At 48.3% G+C, this 20,691-nt stretch carries 4 protein-coding genes; all 4 read left to right on the top strand.

The features are described from left to right. The first annotated feature begins 54 nt into the window (after positions 1-54). The 4 genes from P6910_RS07825 (at position 55) to P6910_RS07810 (ending at position 20,391) form a co-directional block, all read left to right on the top strand. On the top strand, positions 55-3,663 hold the full coding sequence (locus P6910_RS07825; RefSeq protein WP_317145708.1) for a hypothetical protein: 3,609 nt from the start codon (positions 55-57) through the stop codon (positions 3,661-3,663). Positions 3,664-3,734: 71 nt separating this feature from the next. Further along, positions 3,735-9,530, top strand: coding sequence for a hypothetical protein (locus tag P6910_RS07820; RefSeq protein ID WP_317145707.1), 5,796 nt, complete (start codon positions 3,735-3,737; stop codon positions 9,528-9,530). A gap of 88 nt (positions 9,531-9,618) precedes the next feature. After that, the gene (locus P6910_RS07815; protein WP_317145706.1) at positions 9,619-14,769 is read left to right on the top strand and encodes a hypothetical protein; all 5,151 of its coding nucleotides are present in this window, start codon (positions 9,619-9,621) and stop codon (positions 14,767-14,769) included. A gap of 9 nt (positions 14,770-14,778) precedes the next feature. Continuing rightward, positions 14,779-20,391 (top strand): hypothetical protein, encoded by a 5,613-nt coding sequence (locus tag P6910_RS07810; protein WP_317145705.1) that lies wholly within the window; start codon positions 14,779-14,781, stop codon positions 20,389-20,391. Positions 20,392-20,691 lie beyond the last annotated feature (300 nt).

Here is a 20,691-nt window from a genome sequence, read left to right as displayed (position 1 = left end):
TGGTAAGAGAAATGCCCCTTAATCAAGCTTTCTAATCAGCTCTGAGGTAGTAAAATGACGAGTGCCCGCCTCAACGCTTTAAGCCTTGCAGTGGCCATTGCAATCAGCTCTTCCATCATCAATACACAGGCAATGGCTGGTCGCAGGCTGCAAATAAAGTCTGTCTACTTTCAGGAACATGTGGAGCTTACCCGGATTGGGGTCATGGTTAAGCCAACTTTAGGGGAAGACCGGCAGCCGATACCCAAATCCTTTACGACCACCTACACCTACCCTGATCAGCCTGGTGACAGGCCCTATCTCTTTGATTCTATAGGCTTTACAGCAAGTTTTGCCATTGGCAGTGGCACTTCCATTGTTGATGTGTTTGAAACAGGCGAGAACGGCGTTGCCCGGAAATACACCAAAATCCTGAAAATGGGTGATGAGGGAGTCTTCAGGTTCACACATGACCTTGCAGAAAAGGAACTGGTCATTGAAGTCAGAGGCGGAATCACTGATAAGGGTTCAGTTGAAGTTATTCGCAGTCAATCAGATAGAGCACTGGAACCGCTAACGAAAATCGCCAGTCCCTCAAGACTGGCCGAGTTGCTGAACCTTGTCGACCTTATGGCAGGACACCTCGGTAGAAGTGATCATTATGTTCCCCTTGCCACCATTGAAGTAGAAAAAGTTACAGTGAATGGGCGCACCTTTATGCGTCTTCTCGCTGCCGGCGATCAGCCCCCTGAACTGCAACGTCTGGGACAGTCACTCTTTGTCAATGATGATGTTCTACTGGCAGCAGCGGCCTCTGCCTATATCCAGGTTTATATCTTGGGAGAGGATTTACAACAGCAGGCTCTTAATGAACTCCTGGCACATAGCAAACCCGTCGGATATGTTGTACACGTCGAGGATGACACACAGGTTTATCCTGTGCCTGCAGGTTATCCGAAGCTGGAGGTCTCAGAAACTCCGGGAGAGGTCATTGTTTTCCATGGTCAGATGCAGAGTCCCGATGATATTGCTTTTGTAGAAAGCCTGTATAACCTCTGGGAAAAAGCTGAGGGTAATAACCCCGCCCGGGCAGTTGCAGCATGGGTTAAAAAATATGATGTCAAAGCCTACCAGTCCGTCATTCGAAGCAGGCAGATGACATTGCTGGAGGGGCTTGCTGCGCGACACCATGCTGGTGTTAACGAAGATCAACCTGCGCCTATAAACGAAGATATACAGGCGATGCGTGCGCTTGCAAACTATGAATATCTCCACCAGGTACTGACCAGTGCTATTCCAGATGGAATATATGGAGCAGCTAAATTTGAACTCACACCGGAACACATCAGAGTCGCTTCGTCAGCCATCACGCCAACCTGGATACAGATTCGACTGGCAAAAGAGTTCAGTTTCAAACCCATATTCAGAGATCTTCTGACTAACCAGTATTTTCTTCAGAATATTCTGAACCTTAAACCCGTTGCCGTCGATTCAGAAACCAATGTCTTTCACGACGACGAACAGTTTGCTGCCAAAGTCACGGCCGACATGACAAGGCAGCTTATTGAGAGGGAAAGCGAGCTGGAAAAACAGCTGGCAACAACAAAAAGTAAACTCATCCGGGTTACAAACCAGTTAGAGCTGACATTCAAGAAAGCCACTCCCGCTGAAAAGGAAAAACTCAGAGCACTTCAACTCAGGCAACAGGCTCTCGATGCCGCACTGGCTCTGGCAGAATCAGCAATCAACAGCGGTAAAACAATACCCTGCCTCACAACTTTCGATTTTAACGATGAATTTGCACCGATTCACCTGCAGGCGCTGGTCGGGGATGATCTGACGTTTAATCAGGCCAGTCGTATTGTGGAAATCTTCAAGAGCCTGAAGACGAACTTTCCGCCCTCCCCTTTCGAGCCTGTAGAAGATCAACCCCGGAATGTCATTGAAGAAGTCCAGAATCTGGCGCACAGGGCCAGGAATGAGGTTAAAACCGGGGCTGAACAATACGACAAGGAAATTCATGGGATGGCTAAAAGCGCCATTCACTTCGTCGAGCATGAACCAGAGGACCTGAAAGACTTCTCAAAATACTTCGCTATCCACTCTGTCAGTGGTCACAAAATCATTGCTTTGCTGCGTGAAGGTCTGATCAGCAAGATTGAACTTGAGAACTACATGAAGGCTGTCAGAGGTGTTGATGGTTATCAGACAGTGGATGAATTTGAACACTTTCTTGACAACAAACACGGCGTTAACCTGCCTCGCTTCAAAGCCGTTGTCCAGATGCTGTCCGATGAGGGGGTCGATGAATTCATGCAGAGTGCCTTTACTCCTGTGACCCTAACTGCCACTGACCCGGCAGGTATGAAAGAATCTGTTGACGGCATGAAGGAGTACGCAGCTGCGGTCATCGCCAACTATGTTCTTGACGATATTGCCTTTGAAAACGGCCGCAGGACGGCAGCATTCCTGACCAATGTTCAGGTGACCCTGACGCCTTATGCCAATGCTGCCGGCCTGTCTGAATCAGACCTGATCAAGGCTATCCATAATACCTTGATGCAGGCTTATGCCGCAGCGGTTGAGCAGCAGCTGAATAAGTACTGGGTCAAACCTTCAGCCTCTCTGGTACAGGCTGTCACCTGGTACTTCTCCAGCTACAAACCCCTGCTGGCGACCCGCACCAGCTGGCAGGCTGCCGAGCTATCCATCTTGAACATGTCATTCCTCTATCTTCTGGACCTGACTAACAGGGGTGATTACCTGCAACGGGTGCTCATACCTTTCCAGCACTGGTTGGAAGGCTTCGGTGTTGATCTTGACCGAACCGGCCAATATGCCTATCACAATGGAATTGAACAAATCTCTGAAGCAGGCGGTCTGGCCATGCCATTGGGCAAGGCCGCTTCCTCAGTCATTCTGCTAAGAACCGGCTCCATGTTATTTGCCAGACAGCACAACGCCAACCCCCAAATGTTTCGCAACATTTTCCGTCTGCTGCCTGAAATGACGAAACCCATGAGCTCCGGACAAGGGGTTCAAGTACCGCTGCTGCACAGGGTGACACCACAAAAAGTAAAAACCCTGGCCTCGGCCACAGCCGGTCTGGTGCTGGGTCCGGTCGCCACTGTCGGATCATACGCCCATGGTCTTATATTAGGGTTCACCTATGCTCAAACATTCGGATTCGCTCTGGCATCGAGTCTCGCTTTCGACTTCTTTATGAACGACAACAAGTTGCTCACTCAATGGCTGGGTGGTCCTCTGGGCCGCACTCTTGACAGGATTAATCGCTGGACAGGCCTGGCAGAAACGAACGATGAGTATGTGAAACGTATGTCTATAGCCACGCCTCAACGCTTCAGTGAAACCGATGAAGCCTATACAAACCGTGTTAAAGCCAACGGCAGGATGTATGGCTGGACTCGACACGAAAATTACCTGCAGTTCCGTGAACGTCGTGATCGCACCATGAAGATGTTTGAGAATGGCTGGGAGAAATACTTCCGGGAAAATGTGCCTAAATGGTCATTTTCCCACGCAGAAAGCATTCCTTACTCCTACACTCTGAAAGCCTTCTTCGGATCGCAACAGGGCGATGATCAGAAAGTTCACCGTCATGATAAGAGAAATGCTCCTCAATCAGGCTTTCTACCTTCCGCCTCTGCAGACTACCTTAATTAAAAGCTTTTTCCTCACCGAGTGTGGCAATCACTTTTCACGGTAATGAAAATACTCAGTTCTGAGGTAGTAGAATGACAAATGCTCGCCCCAATGCATTAAGCCTTGCAGTGGCCATTACAATCAGCTCTTTCGTCATTAATACACAGGTGCTGGCCGATCGCAGGCTGCAGACAAAATCTATCGATATTCCGAACAGTGGAAATGTCGAGTTTACCCATAGTGAGGTCATAGTTAAGCCAACTTTAGGGCATGACCAGCAGCCAATATCTAAATCTTTTACCACCACCTACCCTGACCTGACTTCAGCCAGAGAGGGCTATGACGTTCCTTCAGAAGGCTTTACAGACGTCCTTGCCGGTATCAGCGGCGGCGCTTCCAGCATTGATCAATTTGAAACTGACGAAAATGACTTTGCTCAGAAATACACCAAAGTCCTGAAGGTGGGTGATGAGGGAGTCTTCAGGTTTACCCATAACCTTGCAGACAAGAAACTGATCATTGAAGTCAGAAAAGGAATGACCGATCAGGACTCCATTGAGGCTGTTGTTGCTCAGTCAGGTATACTGCAACCACAACCATTAGAACCGTTAACGAAAGCCGCCAGTCCCGAACAACTGGCCGGAATACTGAATGGTGCGAATAAAAGAGCAGGAAACCTCGGTGAAGCTGATAACTTCGTTGCCCTTGCTACCGTTGAAGTAGATGAGGTTGAAGTGAACGGGCGCACCTTCATGCGTCTAATCGCAGCAGGCGACCAGCCTCCTGAACTGCAAATTCTGGGTCAGTCGCTCTTTGTCAATGATGAGGCTCTGTTTGCAGCAGCCACCTCTGCCTACACTCAGGTTCATGTCCAGGGAGACAGTTTACCACAGGAGGCACTGAATAAACTCTTATCACATCAGAAACCCGTCGGATATGTCGTATACATGGAGGATGACACACAGGCCTATCCTGTACCTGCGGGTTATCCGACAATGGAAGTGAGACAGGCTCCGGGTGAAACTATTGTTTTCCATGGTCAGAAACAGAATCCGGCCGATGTCGCTTTTGTGAAATGCCTTCATAGCCTCTTGCAAGAAAATGACGCCAATATCCCCTCTCCTGCATTCAAAACACTGTTAAAAAAAGATAAGGTCAAGAGCTACCAGTATGTCATTCGAAGCAGGCAGATGGCATTGCTGGAGGAGTTAGCTGTGCAGCACCATGCTGTACTTGGCAAAGATAAACTGATTTCGCTTGCAAACTATGAATTTCTGCAGCAGGCACTGACCAGTGCTACACTGCCTCAGGCAGGTGAGTTTGAATTCACATCAGGACACATCAAAGTGACCTCGTCGATCGTCACGCCAACCTGGATGCATTATCAACTCACTAAACACTTCAGTTTCAGACCCATACTCAGAGACCTGCTGACTAACCAGTATTTTGTTCAAAATTTTCTGAACCTTATGCCTATTGCCGACGAATTACGGACCGATGTTTCTTACAGCGATAAACCGTTTGCTTCCAAAGTCATCAGCGACATGGCAAGACAACTGGTTGAGAGGGAAAACACGCTGGAAGAACTGCTGGCGAAAGAATACGAACTCATCCGGGTTAGAAACCAGTTAAAGCTCAAATCAGAGAAAGCCGCTATCAGTGAAAGGGAAAAGCACATAGCACTTCAATTTAAGCAACTGGCTGATAATGAGCTTGATCAGCTTCTTTACGCAATGGAAGAACAGCAAAACCAGTTACGAAAAGTTCGGGAGGAAGTCGCTCGAATCCCGGAGCTGGAACAGGAAGTTAGTAATGTCCGAGCAGAAGCCACAAAGGCTCGCAACACTCAACTGGCAGCCGAGCTTGGTATTGATGACTGGGACGACACCCGGCCATTAGAAGAACAGACCAGGCTCATCAGTAAGAAAATTAATGAAATCAACCAGTCGATTACCGCAGGACAGCCTGAGGGAGATTCTGTAGAAACAACACTGGCGGCTGTAGAACGCCAGGTCGGTCAACAACATCTTTCGCAACAGAGCACCAGAACAATACATCGCGGGCTCCACACTCATCCAGGTTTGAAAAAAGAATGGGAAAACATCAAAACACCAGGCTACCCCAAAACCAGGCCAGAAGTACTTAAGACATTGAGTGCCGTAGAAAAAGCCCTTGAGATGCGTGGCCCTGATCAAGACGCCGATGTATATCTTCGTCGCCAGTGCATTTCTGAAGGCATGCAGGAATATATCAGAGACGCCAGATGGCGGGCAGAAGTAAAGGCCCGGAACATACTGGAAATCATAGAACAAACACTCAACTTCAAACTCAATGAAGAGGATGTTAGAACAACAAGAATCAGTGACGCCAGACAGCAAGCCCAGGAAGATCCTCTGAGCGTACGGAAAGCCCTGGAAGAAATGCACAACATAAAAGTTAATAAAGAGGATGGCATAACAACAAGGCTCAACAGGGTTTTTATACTACTTAACAACGTTGATCTCTCCAATGAGACGCTGGATGAGATGCTGGATGAGGTAGATAGCATCCTCTGGGCATATGAAAGCAAAACTCTGGACGAGAAGGATGTCAAACATATCAGGCTTCTTGCGCACCTTGAATATAAACTCGAAAATCCTGACCCGGATAAGCCAGCCAGAGAGCAACAAAGCAATCTACTGGAAGCCGTAGAAAATATACTCAACATCAAATTCAATGAAGAGAATGACAAAGCAGCGAGATTTGCCCGGATTCGTGCAGTATTTGAAAGCGAAGAGGTCTCAGAAGAAACACAGAATAAGATAGATCAAACCCTATGGAAAGATGAGAGCAAAGCTCTGAACGAGAGGGACCTCAAAGTCAGAAAGCTTGGTGCGATTCTAAACTGTAAAGTCGAAGAATCAAACCTGGTTAAGCAGGCCAGAGAAAAACAGGCCAGTTTGCTTGCCGCCATAGAGGACAAGCTGAACATTGACATTGGCAAAATCCCTGCGGCTAAAGAAAGAAGCAAGGCTTTCGCTGTCAAACTGGCCAAAGATCTGAATGTGGTACTTGAGCAGGATGACGACCTGGCTTCTCTTAAGTTGCCCCTGAAAATCAAAATTCAGGAATTAATCGAGAAATTAGACACAGTCTACGACGATGAAGCGGCGAGAAAAGTCTGGAACAATGAATTGGCTCATCAACTCAACATTGAGGGTTATAAAGAAGATGCCACTATCGACCATCAGAACAGTCTGATTGAAGAAAAACTCCGACAGCTGGATAAAGCAGTTCTCAATGCGGGTACACCCGACATTAATGAGCGTATCACTGCCATTGAAAATGAGCTTGACAGGCAAATGGTTGATCTGGGACCCAAGCCCCGATTCATTCTTGATCGTGAGGTAACCATTACCAGGCGAGCCATACAAAAAGCTGAAAGTGAGCTTACAAGCGCCAAACGCCAACTGAAAGACCTTCGTCGTAAACCTCTGGTATTTGAGAGCGGCCTTACTGACCTCCACTCTATTTCGGACGAAGATAACAGAGCGCCTGGTCAGGCGATAAAACCAGTTCAGACCGGGTTGGGTCTGACTGCAGCTGACGAGCAAACCCCTGAAGAGCGAGTGGAGGACACCAAAAAACCTGACTCTGCTGGCAGCTGTGAAGACCGGGTTAACGCCCTGAGAAACAGACAGGCACAACTGGGCGTTAATGATGGTACTGGTGGCAAGATCCAGCAACTGAATCAGCAGCAGGCCCGTCTGGAAGGTGAGATTAAAGCCAGGGAAGCAGACATTGAGAGAATGAAGGAAGATCTGAAGGCTGCAGAACAGGCCGTGGAAAACGACGGCAGTCCCTTTCAGTTCACGCCGAAACAGGTAAAAGTTCTGACCGATATGCATGACTTCATGATGCAGCACACTCTCAAGAAACAAGCTCTGGAAGCCGCAATAGGTCTGACAGAATTAGCAATAGAAAATAATAACGGAACGCCCTTCTTGATCACTTTCTTTCACGCTTTCGACTTTGACAATGAACTTGCACCGTTTCAGCTGCGGGGATTGGTTGGTGAACCTCTGACGTTTGATCAGGCCTGTCGGATTGTGAAAGTCTTCAGGAGACTGACAACGACCTTCCCGACTCCGACTCTCACTTCCGAGCCTGTAGAACATAAGCCTGTAGAAGTCCTGGCACAAGTTGAGATGCTGGTGTACAAGGCCAGGTATGAGCTGCAAAACGGGGCTCAAGAATACGACAAGGTCATTAACAGCATGGGCAAAACAGCCATTCACTTCGTCGAGCATGAACCAGAGGACCTGCAAGGCTTCTCGGAATATTCCGCTTCTCTCGATGCCACTGGCAACTGGATCATAGCTCTGCTGCGTCAAGGTCTGATCAGCAGGATTGAGCTTGAAAACTACATGAAGGCTGTCAGAGGTGATGATGGTTATCAGACAGTGGATGAATTTGAACACTTCCTTGGTTCCAAACTCGGCGTCAATCTGCCTTACTTCAAAGCCGTTGTCCAGATGTTGTCCGACAAGGATTTTGAGGAATTCATTGAAAATGCCATTGCTCCCTTGACCTCTGCTGCATCTGGCCCGGCAGGTATGAAAGAATCTGTTGACGGCATGAAGGAATACGCAGCTGCGGTCATCGCCAACTACGTTCTTGACGATATTGCCTTTGGAAACGGTCGCAGGGTGACGGCATTCCTGACCAATGTTCAGGATACCCTGACACCTTATGCCAATGCTGTCGGCCTGTCTGAATCAGACCTGATCAAGGCTATCCATAACACCTTGATGCAGGCTCACACCGCAGCGGTTGAGCACCAGTTAACCGATTACTGGGTCAAACCTTCAGCCTACCTGGTACAGCCCGTCATCTGGTACTTCATCAGCTACAAACCTCTACTGGTGACCCTTACCGCCCTTGAGGCTGCCGAGCTGCACCAGATAAACATTTCCTTCTTCTATCTTCTGGACCTGACCAACAGGGGGGATTACCTGCACAGACTGCTCATACCTATCCAGCACTGGTTGGAACACTACGGTGTTGATCTTGACCGAACCGGACAATATGCCTACCACAGAAAAATTGAACAAATCTCTGAAATGGGCGGGCTGGCTATGCCACTGGGCAAAGCCGCTTCTTCAGTCATTCTGTTGAGAACCGGCTCCATGTTGTTTACCAGACAGTACAATGCCAATCCCCGTAGTTATCGCAGCATTTCCCGTCTGGTGCCAGAAATAGTCAAATCCATGGGTTCCGGGCAAGGGGTTCAGGTACCACTGCTGAACAGGGTGACGCCACAAAAAGTAAAAACGCTGGCCTCTGCCACAGCCGGTCTGGTGCTGGGTCCGATAGCTACTGCCGGAGCATACGCCCACGGTCTGATATACGGTTTTACCTATGCTCAAACCCTCGGGTTTGCCCTGGCGTCGAGTCTCACTTTCGACTTCTTTATGAACGACAACAAGCTGCTCACTCAATGGCTGGGTGGACCTCTGGGTCGAAGCCTTGACAGGGTGAATCGCTGGATACACAGGGGGGAAACGCAAGATGAATATGTGAAACGTACGACTATTGCCACACCTCAACGCTTCAATGAAACCGATGAAGAGTATGCAAGACGTGTTAAAGCAGGCAACAGGATGTATGGCTGGACTCGACACGAAAATTATCTGCAGTTCCGAGAACGCCGTGATCGCACCATGACACTGTTTGAGAATAGTTGGGAGAAATACTTCAGGGAAAATGTACCTAAATGGTCATTCTCCCATGCAGCAAGTTTTCCTTACTCCTACACTCTGGGAGCCTTCTTCGAATGGCGACATGGCGATAATAAGAAAGCTTCTATGCCCGTCGTCAAAGTACGGCGTTTTACGCTCATTCGATAAGCAAATGAGCGATCAAAAGTTGCTTCCTCGCCTGGTGTGGTCATCACTTTTCACGGTAATAAAAAGTACTCAGCTCTGAGGTAGTAGAATGACAAATGCTCGCCCCAAAGTATTGAGCCTTGCTGTGGCCCTTGTAATCAGCTCTTCCATCATTGCCACAGAGGCACTGGCCAGTCGCAGGCTGCAGATAAAACCTGTCGACATTCAAGACAATGAACATGCGGAGCTTATCCAGAGTGAGGTGGAGGTTAGGCCAACTTTAGGTCTTGACCAGCAGCCAATACCTAAATCCTTTACAACCACCTACACTCCTCGGGTTGAGTTCAGGGAGGGCCATACTTGTCCTTCAAAAAGCTCATTTGGCGGCCTTTCTTTTTATTTTGATAGAGGCGTTTCCATTGTCGATCAGTTTGAGACAGGCGAGAATGACGTTGCTCAGAAATACACCAAAGTCCTGAAGGTGGGTGATGAGGGAGTCTTCAGGTTTACCCATAGCCTTAACGCAGAGGAACTGTTCATTGAAGTCAGGACAGGAATGACCGATAAGGATTCAGTTAACTCTGTTCGTGCTGGATTATCCAGCGGCCAACCATTGGAACCGTCAACGAAACTAGCCAGCACCGAAGAACTGTATTCAGTGCTGTGGTGTGCCGATGACAGGGCAGGAAGCCTGGGTTCAGGCGATCACTACGTCGCCCTTGCCACCATTAAAGTAAAACAAATTGCAGTGAATGGGCGTACATTCATGCGCCTTATTTCAGGGGGTGCTCAGCCTCCCGGGCTCAGGCGCCTGGGCCAATCGCTCTTTGTCAATGATGGGGCTCTGCTGACGGCTGCCACTTCAGCCTATATTCAGGTTCACGTTCTGGGAGGAGATATACAACAGAGGGCTCTCAATGAACTGTTGGAACACAACAAACCCGTTGGCTATGTTGTACACGCCGATGATGACACGCTGGTTTATCCTGTGCCTTCGGGTTATCCAAAACTTGAAGTGACTCAGAGTGCTGGGGATATCATTATTTTCCGTGGCCATAATCCGAATCCAGCCGATGTCGCTTTTGTAGAAAACCTTCTTAACCTCAAAGAAGCAGAGGCTCATAGCCCCGCTAATCCAGTATCAGTTCTTGTTATAAAATCCAATGTCAAAAAGTACCTGCAGTTCATTCGAAGCAGGCAGCTGACGCTGCTGGAGGAGTTTGTTGCACGGCACAATGCTGGAGTGAACGAAGATCAAACGACGCTTGCGCACGAAGATAAAGAGACGGCGCTTGCACTGGCAAAGTATGAATCTCTGCAGCAGGCGCTGAGCAGTGCTGCCCCGGATGAAGCATTTCAGTTTGCGTTCACAGCAGACCACATTAGAGCTGCTTCGTCACTCATCACGCCAACCTGGATGAAGGCCCAACTCTTAAAACGCTTCAGCTTCAACCCTGTACTTAGAGACCTTCTGACTAGCCAGCATGCTGTTGAGAATATTCTTAATCATATACCCACTGTCATCAAATTAGAGACTGACGACTTACACGACGATGAACAGTTTGCTGTCAAATTCAAGGACAACCTGGCCAGACAGCTGACTGAACGGGACAGCGACCTGCAAGAGCTTCTTCAGAAAGAGGCAGTCGAACTCTTGCAGCTTGAATACAGGTTGCAGCGCGCACCGGAAATAGCCAATACCGGTGATGAGATAAAACTGGAAGTGCAACGACTCCTTCAGATCATTAAGGGTAAAGTTGCAAAGCTTCTAGTGCAGCTGGAAGATCAGCAAAGCCTGCAAAACACAATTATTCAGAAAATCGGGCGAATTCCTGAGCTGGAAAAGGAAGTTCTTTTTGCCAGAAGTCTTTACAACGCTGAACTGGCAGTAGCACTTGGTAAAGATGACTGGAGTGATACCCGATCACTGGATGAGCATGCCAGACGCCTCCTGGAGAAAATTAATGGCATACACAAAGCGGTTGCTGCAACAGGACAGCCTCAGGAAGAACCTGAACAGGCGACACTGAATACTCGAGTTACTAAAGAAGCAACTTTCGTCAAACTCAGACGAGATGCCCAGACTGCGGTTCCTGATTTTAAACTGGATGAAGATAGCAAATTAAAAGACCGTCGGGCACTGAATATACTGGAAACCCTCGAAAAAGTACTCGAGATCAAAGTCAATGAAGGTGATGACAAGACAGCAAGACTCGAGAGGGTTCGAACCGGACTTGACAGGCAATTGGCTCGCCTGGGACCTAAACCGGAATACGTTCCTGATTCTGAGGCTGCCAGAGCCAGAGGAGACATAGAAGAAGCTGAAAGTGCGCTGAAGGAACTTCATCACAAACTGGATGCTGTTCACGGTAAACAACTGTTATTGGCACACTCTACTGAGGTTCACCCTGACAAGGTCAGAGATACCACGACTCACAATCAGGCAATGAAAAAAATTCAGACCGGGTTGGGTCTGACTCAGGGTGATAATCAAACCCCTGAAGACCTGATAGACGGCATTAAACGTTTTCTGAAAAGAAACAGGGACGATACCGATAGACGAGTTGAAACCTTTAAGAAACTGAGTGCTGCCATCAAAGATCTGAGACCCCCTTTTGAGAGTGACCCTGAAAACATGTCAGAAGAGGATTACATGAATGCTGTCAGAAACTATATTGCCTCTTATGGTCGGGATGAAGTCGATTTTGCAATAGGCGAACTGCCTGAAACCAGAAGAAAGTACACTCAGGTTAGGAAATACCTGCATGAGCACGAATTCAGAGAAATGGAATTGGCTCATGCACAGTTTCGAGAAAAACAAGCACAAGAGGCTCTGAATAGAAAAAATCAGGACATTAACCATTCCAAAGACATCGATCCGAAAATTAAAACCTCACTTGAGGACGAGAGAGCTGAGCTGGACTTAGTCCTGGAGCAGAAAAAAACGCTGAAATCAGAAGCACAAAAGGCTCTGGAGGATCATGAAGCGAGTCTTAAAGCCATTGAAGAAGCTGTGGGTCTTAAACCAGATTCTACTGCCAACTATGATGACCGGGTTGATGCCCTGAGAAACAAACAACTGGAGCTGGGTGGGAATGATGGCAATGGCGGCAGGATTCAGCAACTGATTCAGGAACAGGACCGCCTGGAAAGTGAGATTGAAACCAAAGAAGCTGAGATTGAGAGAATGAAAGAAGTGCTCAGAGCGGCAGGGAGAGCCGTCAAAAATGACGGCGGCCCCTTCCAGTACACCCCGGGACAGGTAAAAGTTCTGACCGACATGCACGACTTCATAAAGCAGCACTCTCTCAAGAAACAAGCTTTGGAAGCCGCAACAGGTCTGGCAGCATCTGCGGTAAAAAGTGGAAAGGTCATACCCTGTCTTGGCACTTTCGATTTTGACGATGAGTTCGCCCCTATTCGCTTGCAGGCGCTGGTTGGAAAAGACCTGACGTTTAATCAGGCCAGTCGGATTGTGGGAGTTTTCAAGAGCCTGAAGAGGAGTTTCCCGCTCTCCCCCTCTGAGCCAAATATCATGGAAGAAGTCCAGAGTCTGGCGCACAGGGTCAGGAGTGAGGTAGGAAGTGGGGCTCAACAATACGACGAGGTCATTAACGGCATGGGCGAAACAGCCATTCACTTCGTCGAACATGAATCAGGAGACCTGAAAGACTTCTCGGAATACTTCGCTAGCCATTCTGCCAGTGGTAACAAAATTATAGCTCTGCTGCGTGAAGGGCTGATCAGCAAGATTGAGCTTGAGAACTACATAAAGGCCGCCAAAGATGTCGGTGGTTATCAGACAGTGGGTGAATTCGAACACTTCCTGGGCTACAAACATGGCATCAATGTGCCTCGCTTCAAAGCCGTTGTCCGGATGCTGTCCGATGAAGGCGTTGATGAGTTCATGCAGAGTGCCTTTACTCCTGTGACCGTGACTGCCACTGCCCCGGCAGGAATGAAAGAGTCGGTTGCCAGCATGAAAGAGTACGCTGCCGCGATCATTGCCAACTATATTCTTGACGATATTGCCTTTGAAAATGGCCGCAGGACGGCAGCCTTTCTGACCAATGTTCAGGATACCCTGACTCCTTATGCCAATGCTATCGGCCTATCTGAATCAGACCTGATCAAGGCTATTAATAGCACCTTGATGCAGGCTCATGCCGCAGCGGTTGAGCACCAGCTGAATGAGTTCTGGGTCAAACCTTCAGCCTCTCTGCTACAGGCTTTTACCTGGTACTTCTCCTACTACAAACCCCTGCTGGCGACTCACACCACCTGGCAGGCTGCCGAGCAATCCCTCTCGAACATATCATTCCTCTATCTTCTGGATCTGACCAACAGGGGTGATTACCTGCACCGGATGCTCACACCTTTCCAGCACTGGTTGGAACGCTTCGGTGTTGATCTTGACCGAACCGAACAATATGCCCATCACAGCAGAATTGAACAAGTCTCTGAAGTGGGCGGACTGGCGATGCCATTGGGTAAAGCTGCTTCCTCAGTCATTCTACTGAGAACCGGCTCCATGTTGTTTGCCAGGCAGTACAACGCCAACCCGTACATGTACCGGAGTATTTTTCGTCTGGTGCCGGAAATAGTGAAGTCCATGGGTTCCGGACAAGGGCTTCAGGTGCCGCTGCTGCACCGGGCGACACCACAAAAAGTAAAAACTCTGGCCTCGGCTACAGCCGGTCTGGTGCTGGGTCCGGTAGCCACTGTCGGAGCATACGCCCATGGACTTATATCTGGATTCACTTATGCTCAAACCTTCGGATTTACTCTGGCGTCGAGTCTCACTTTCGACTTTTTTATGAACGACAACAAGATGCTCACTCAATGGCTGGGTGGACCTCTGGGTCGTAGCCTTGACAGGATTAATCGCTGGCTGGGCGCTGGGGAAACCCAGGATAAATATGTGAAACGTACGGCTATTGCTTCGCCTCAGCACTTTAATGAAACCGATGAAGCCTATGCAAAGCGTGTTAAAGCTGGCAAAAGGATGTATGGCTGGACGCGACACGAAAATTATCTGCAATTCCGTGACCGCCGTGATCGCACCATGAAGATGTTTGATAATAGCTGGGAGAAATACTTCAGGGAAAATGTGCCTAAATGGTCGTTCTCCCATGCAGAAAGTATTCCTTACTCCTACACTCTGGGAACCTTCTTCGAATCACAACAGGGCGATGGTAAGAATGTTCACGGTCATGATGAAAAAAATGTCCCTGCAAACAAGCTTTTTACTCCGCGCTGAGGTAGCGGAATGACAAATGCCCGCCCTAACGCCTTAAGCTATGCAGTGGCCTTTGCGATCAGCTCTTTCATCACTGGAACACAGGCGATGGTCGATCGCAGGCTGCAGACAAAATCGATCGATATTCCGGGCAGTGGACAAGTGGAGTTTACTCAGGGTGAGGTCGTGGTGCAGCCAACTTTAGGTCGTGACCAGCAACCAATACCCAAATCCTGTACAACCACCTACCCTGATCAGGCTCAAGCCAGGGCGGGCTATAACGTTCCTTCTGATGGTTTCACAGATGTTCTTTCTGGCATTGATGGCGGTGTTTCCACGGTTGACCAGTTTGAAACAGACGATGACGGCGTTGCTCAAAAATACACCAAAATCCTGAAGGTAGGTAACGAGGGCATCTTCAAGTTCACCCATAGCCTTGCAGAAAAGGCACTGGTTATTGAAGTCAGAGACGGCATGACCCACCAGGATGCCATTGGGGCTGTTCGTGCTCAATCAGGTGACACCCAGCCATTAGAATCGTTAACGAAAGTCGCCAACCCCGAACAATTGGCCGGATTGCTGAAAGGTGCGAATGAAAGGGCAGGAAACCTTGGCGAAGCTGATAACTTTGTTAACCTCGTCACCATTGAAGTAGACGAAGTTATGGTGAACGGGCGCACCTTCATGCGTCTTATCGCTTCCGAAGATCAGCTCCCTGAAATGAAACGTCTGGGGCAATCACTCTTTGTCAATGATGAGATACTTTTAGCAGCCGCCGCCTCGGCCTATACCCAGGTTCATGTTCTGGGGGAAAAATTACAACAGGAAGCGCTCAATAATCTGTTGTCATACCAGAAACCCGTCGGCTATGTTGTACACGTCGAAGATAACGCACAGACTTATCCTGTCCCTTCTGACTACCCAAAACTGGAAGTGACTGAAGCCAGCGAGGACAGGATTGTTTTCCGTGGTCAGAAGCAGAATCCGGCCGATCACGCTTTTGTGCAAAGCCTCTATCATCCTTGGGAAGATGTTCTCGGCAATGCCCCCGAAGCAACAGCAAAGGTTAAAATAGACAAGGTCAGAAGCTACCAGTATGTCATTCGAAGCAGACAGATGGCAGTGTTGGAGGAGTTAGCTGCATTGCACAACACTGAACTTAACGAAGAGGCTCTGCCGATACTTGCATACGTAGATAAACTGGAGACGCTCGCTAACTATGAATCTCTTCAGCAGGCATTAACCAGTGCCGCTCCGGATGGAGCAGATGAATTTGAACTCACAGCACCACACGTCAAAGCCGCTGCCTCAGTCATCTTGGTAGCCCGGATACACAACCAACTCGTAAAACACTTCAGCTTCAACCCCGCACTCAGAGTGCTTCTGAGTGACGAGTATTTTATTCATATAGTTCACGTTTTTATACCCGTTATCAAAAATATGGCTGGCAATTTCTTTGGCGCTTCTCGTGAGCCCGGACACTTTGCCTCCAAAGTCAAGGACGACATTTCCAGGCAGATTATGGAGAGCAAGCTGGAAAAGATGAAGGTAAGAGAAGACGAACTGGCCCAGATTAAACGTCAGTTAAAGCGCGCAACCGATACTCCCAATGTCAGTGATAAGCAGAAACCTTTAGTACAACGACTCTATCAGAAAGTTGAGGATCTGCTTGCAGATCATCGTGCCCATATAGAAGGTTATAAAATCCGGCAACAGAAACATCAGCAAAGATTTGTTAGTAACATAGAAGACAGAGAAGCTTACAACACCAGACTGGCGGAGAAGTCTGGTATTGATAACCAGGATGACACCCTGATACCAGAAGACCAGCTCAGACTCATCAAAATAAATTCTGATGGAATCTCCAAGTTGATGATCGCGCGAATCCACCCAAAAAGAAAACCTGAAGGAGATCCTCTGGAAGAATCACTGGCGGCCATAGAACACCAGCTCGGTATTTTTCAAATCAATGAAAAGGATCCGGGTATCCGCTTTCAATTCATTCAAAACCATCTGCGACACTACGAAGACCAGACCCATGAGGTATTTCGGGAGAAAATGGCTATTGTTGAAGGTCAGTTGGGCCTGGTTCCAAAAAACGAAGATGATATGGAAGCCCGTCATCAGACCATTCATCAGGCCATTCAGCAGCACCTCAGGCAGCAGGCAGTTCAGGTCGATCAACAACACTCTCAGCAACAGGCCAGCAGAACAGATACTGAAAAAGAAGCTGAAACCAAAGCCCGCTATGCAACCATTGCCGCACATTTAAACATTGAAGACTTTGATGGTGATGCAGATATTGACGCTCAACATGAACGCCTGCTGCAAAAAATTGAGGCAATGAATGATCAAAAACAACTCATGCTTCAGGAAATTAAGACAATGGGCGCTCAACAAGATGCCCTGCTTGATGCCCTGCTTCACAAAATCGAGACAATGCAAGACCAAGAGGATTCTGAGGATTCTGTCCCCGAGGCCAGGCAAAATAATCTGGCAGAGATTTTTGAAATTAAACTGAATGAAGACAGCGTAGAAGAGGACCACAACGCCCTGGACAAAACAATACACAGCGTGGCCTGCCATCTTGCAGACTTGAAAAAAGAGCTGGAAGAGATCAGAACATCAGGCCACCCCAAAGCCAGGTCTGAAGCACTTCGGAAACTGACTGCTGTGGAAATAGCTCTGAAGCTGGACGACCTCGATAACAGGGATGATCTGCATTATCTTCGTCGCGCCCTTTCTGAGGCCATTCAGAAAAACATTAAAGAACTCAGACAGAAGGCAGAGGAAGAGGCCCTGGAGATACTGGAATCCGTAGGAGAATCACTCAACATCAAAGTCAGTGAAGGAGATGACAAAGCAGAGAGACTTGCCAGAATTCGCAGCACACTTAACAGCGATGATCTCACCGAAACAACGCTGGAAGGTCTGGGTAATTGCCTCTGGAGAGAAGCTGCGTACGAAATAAAGGGAGAAATAGTCAGGGAGCTTCAAGGCTGTCTCACCTTTCATGTCGAAGAGGCGAATGAGCGAGCCATAGGCGAACAGAGTGCGATTCTGGATGCTATAGAGAAACAGCTGAACATCGACAGTAGCGAAAACTCGGCTGCTCAGGAAAGAGGCAAGGATTTCATTGCCAAACTGGCCGAAGATCTGAAACTGGAATTAAAAAAAGATACCAGTCTGGATGAACAGAAGGAAGCTCTGAGAGGCAAAATTCAGGCATTAAGGGAAGAAGCAAAAGAGTTTCATGACAATGATGTTTTCAGAGATAGAGACAATAAAATTGCTCGTCAACTCAACATTAAGGATTGTGAAGAAGATGACACTGCCCTCTACCAGAACATTCTGATTCAACTAAAACTTCGCGAGCTGGAAGGAGAGGTTTTAGTTGCGGGTCAACCTGATGTTGATGAGCGTATCGCAGCCATTGAGAATGAGCTTGACAGACAAATCGCCCGTCTGGAACCTGACCCCCAATATGTTCTTGATCTTAAGGTAGCCAGAGCCAGGCAGGTAATACAGGAAGCTGAAAATGAGCTGGCGACTGCCAATCAAAAGATTCAGGAACAGGTAAAAGTTCTGGACGCGATCCACTCATTCATGCAGCAGCACTCTCTCAAGAAACAAGCTCTGGAAGCTGCAATGGGTCTGGCACAATCAGCAGTAGAAAGTGGTAAAGCAATACCCTGCCTTTTGAGTTTCGATTTTGACGATGAATTTGCACCCATTCGCTTGCAGTCAATGGCCGGAGACGACCTGACGTTTGCTCAGGCCAGCCGAATTGTGGACGTCTTCAGGCGTCTGAAAACGAGCTTCCCGGGGCCTCCTCTCGGGTCTCTAGAAGATCAGTCTCAGAATGCCCTGGAAAAAGTCCAGACCCTGGTGCAAAAGGCCAGGAATGAGATAAAGAAAGGGCCTCGACAATACGACGAAGCAATTCACGGCATGGGCAAAACTGCCATCCACTATATCGAGCATAAACCAGAGGACCTGAAAAGCTTCTCAGAATACTTCGCTTCCTGTTCTGCCAGCGGTAACAAGATCATGACTCTGCTGCATGAAGGTCTGATCAGCAAGGTTGAACTTGAGAACTACATCAAAGCCGTCAGAGGAATTGATGGTTATCAGACAATGGATGAATTTAAACACTTCCTTGGCTACAAACACGGTGTCGAGTTGACTGACTTCGAAGCTGCTGTCCGGATGTTGTCCGACAGGGGTGTTGAGAAATTCATAAAAAGTGCTCTTACTCCAGTGGCTGCAACTGACCCGGCGGGTATGAAAGAGTCTGTTGTCGGCATGAAAGAGTACGCAGCTGCTGTCATTGCCAACTACGTTCTTGACGATATTGCCTTTGAAAATGGCCGCAGGACGGCAGCATTCCTGACCAATATTCAGGAAACTCTGACACCTTATGCCAATACCGCTGGACTGTCTGAATCAGACCTGATCAAGACTATCCATGGTACATTGATGCAGGCCGATGCCGCAGCAGTTGAGCAGCAGCTAAATAATTACTGGGTTAAACCTTCAGCCTTTCTTGTACAGGCTGTTACCTGGTACTACTCCAGCTACAAACCCCTGTTGACAACCCTTACCGCCCGGCAGGCTGGCGTACTATCCCTCTCGAACATGTCGTTTCTCTATCTTCTGGATCTGACCAACAGGGGTGATTACCTGCACCGGATGCTCATACCTTTCCAGCACTGGTTGGAAGGCTACGGTGTTGATCTTGACCGAACCGGGCAATATGCCTACCACGGCGGAATTGAACAAGTCTCTGAGGTGGGCGGGATGGTCATGCCGTTGGGTAAGGCCGCGTCATCAGTCATTCTGCTGCAAACCGGCTCTATGCTATTTGCCAGACAGCACAACGCCAACCCACACAGGTATCGCAGCATTTCACGCCTGATGCCCGAAATAGTGAAATCCATGGGTTCCGGGCAAGGGGTTCAGGTACCCTTGCTGCACAGAGCGACACCGCAAAAAGTGAAAACTCTGGCCTCGAGCACAGCCGGTCTGGTGCTGGGTCCGGTAACCACTTTCGGAGCATACGCCCATGGCCTTATATCTGGATTCACTTATGCTCAAACCTTTGGATTTGCTCTGGCGTCGGGTCTTACTTTCGACTTCTTTATGAACAACAACAAGATGCTCACTCAATGGCTGGGTGGACCTCTGGGCCGTAGCCTTGACAGGATTAATCGCTGGCTAGGCGCAGGTGAAACGGACGATGAATATGTGATGCGTACCGATACTGCTTCGCCTCAACGCTTCAGTGAAGCCGATGGAGCCTATACAGATCGTGTTGAAACAAATGACATGATACATGGCTGGACTCGACACGAAAATTACCTGCAGTTCCGTGAACGCCGTGATCGCACCATGAAACTATTTGAGAATGGTTGGGAGAAATACTTCCGGAAAAATGTGCCTAAATGGTCGTTTTCCCATGCAGAAAGTATTCCTTACTCCTACACTCTGGGAACCCCCTACGATTGGCAAAAGAGTGATGACAAGAGACATAACCCTCAAACCAAATCAACCACCATCCCCACAGCCGTGAAAGCAGCAATGGCTGGTCTTGAGGTTAAGAAGTTCGATCTGGAAGATAAGAATACCCATGACGAACTTTGATATCAGAAACCAGTGAATAGCCCCTTCATAGTCATACAAATGAAACCAGAATAAAGGAATACGTAATGGTTTCTTTCAGATCAGGCTATTGATTGAAGCCTGTTAGAAAGTATGAATGCATTCCATCCCTGAAAAAACACTCAATTTTACTGGCATTGGACTTTGCCAGTGTGAACTAAATTCATTCAACAGCTTACCGGAACAGCCATGAGCGATTGACAGCCATGAGCGATTGACAGCCATAAGCCTTTGAAAATTGCTTCCTCGCCGGGAGCGAAAATCACTTTTCCTCGCAATAAA

Source organism: Endozoicomonas sp. 8E (genome assembly GCF_032883915.1).
GTDB lineage: Bacteria > Pseudomonadota > Gammaproteobacteria > Pseudomonadales > Endozoicomonadaceae > Endozoicomonas_A.
Note: the sequence above shows the minus strand (reverse complement) of the source record. Positions and strands in the feature narration are given on the sequence as shown.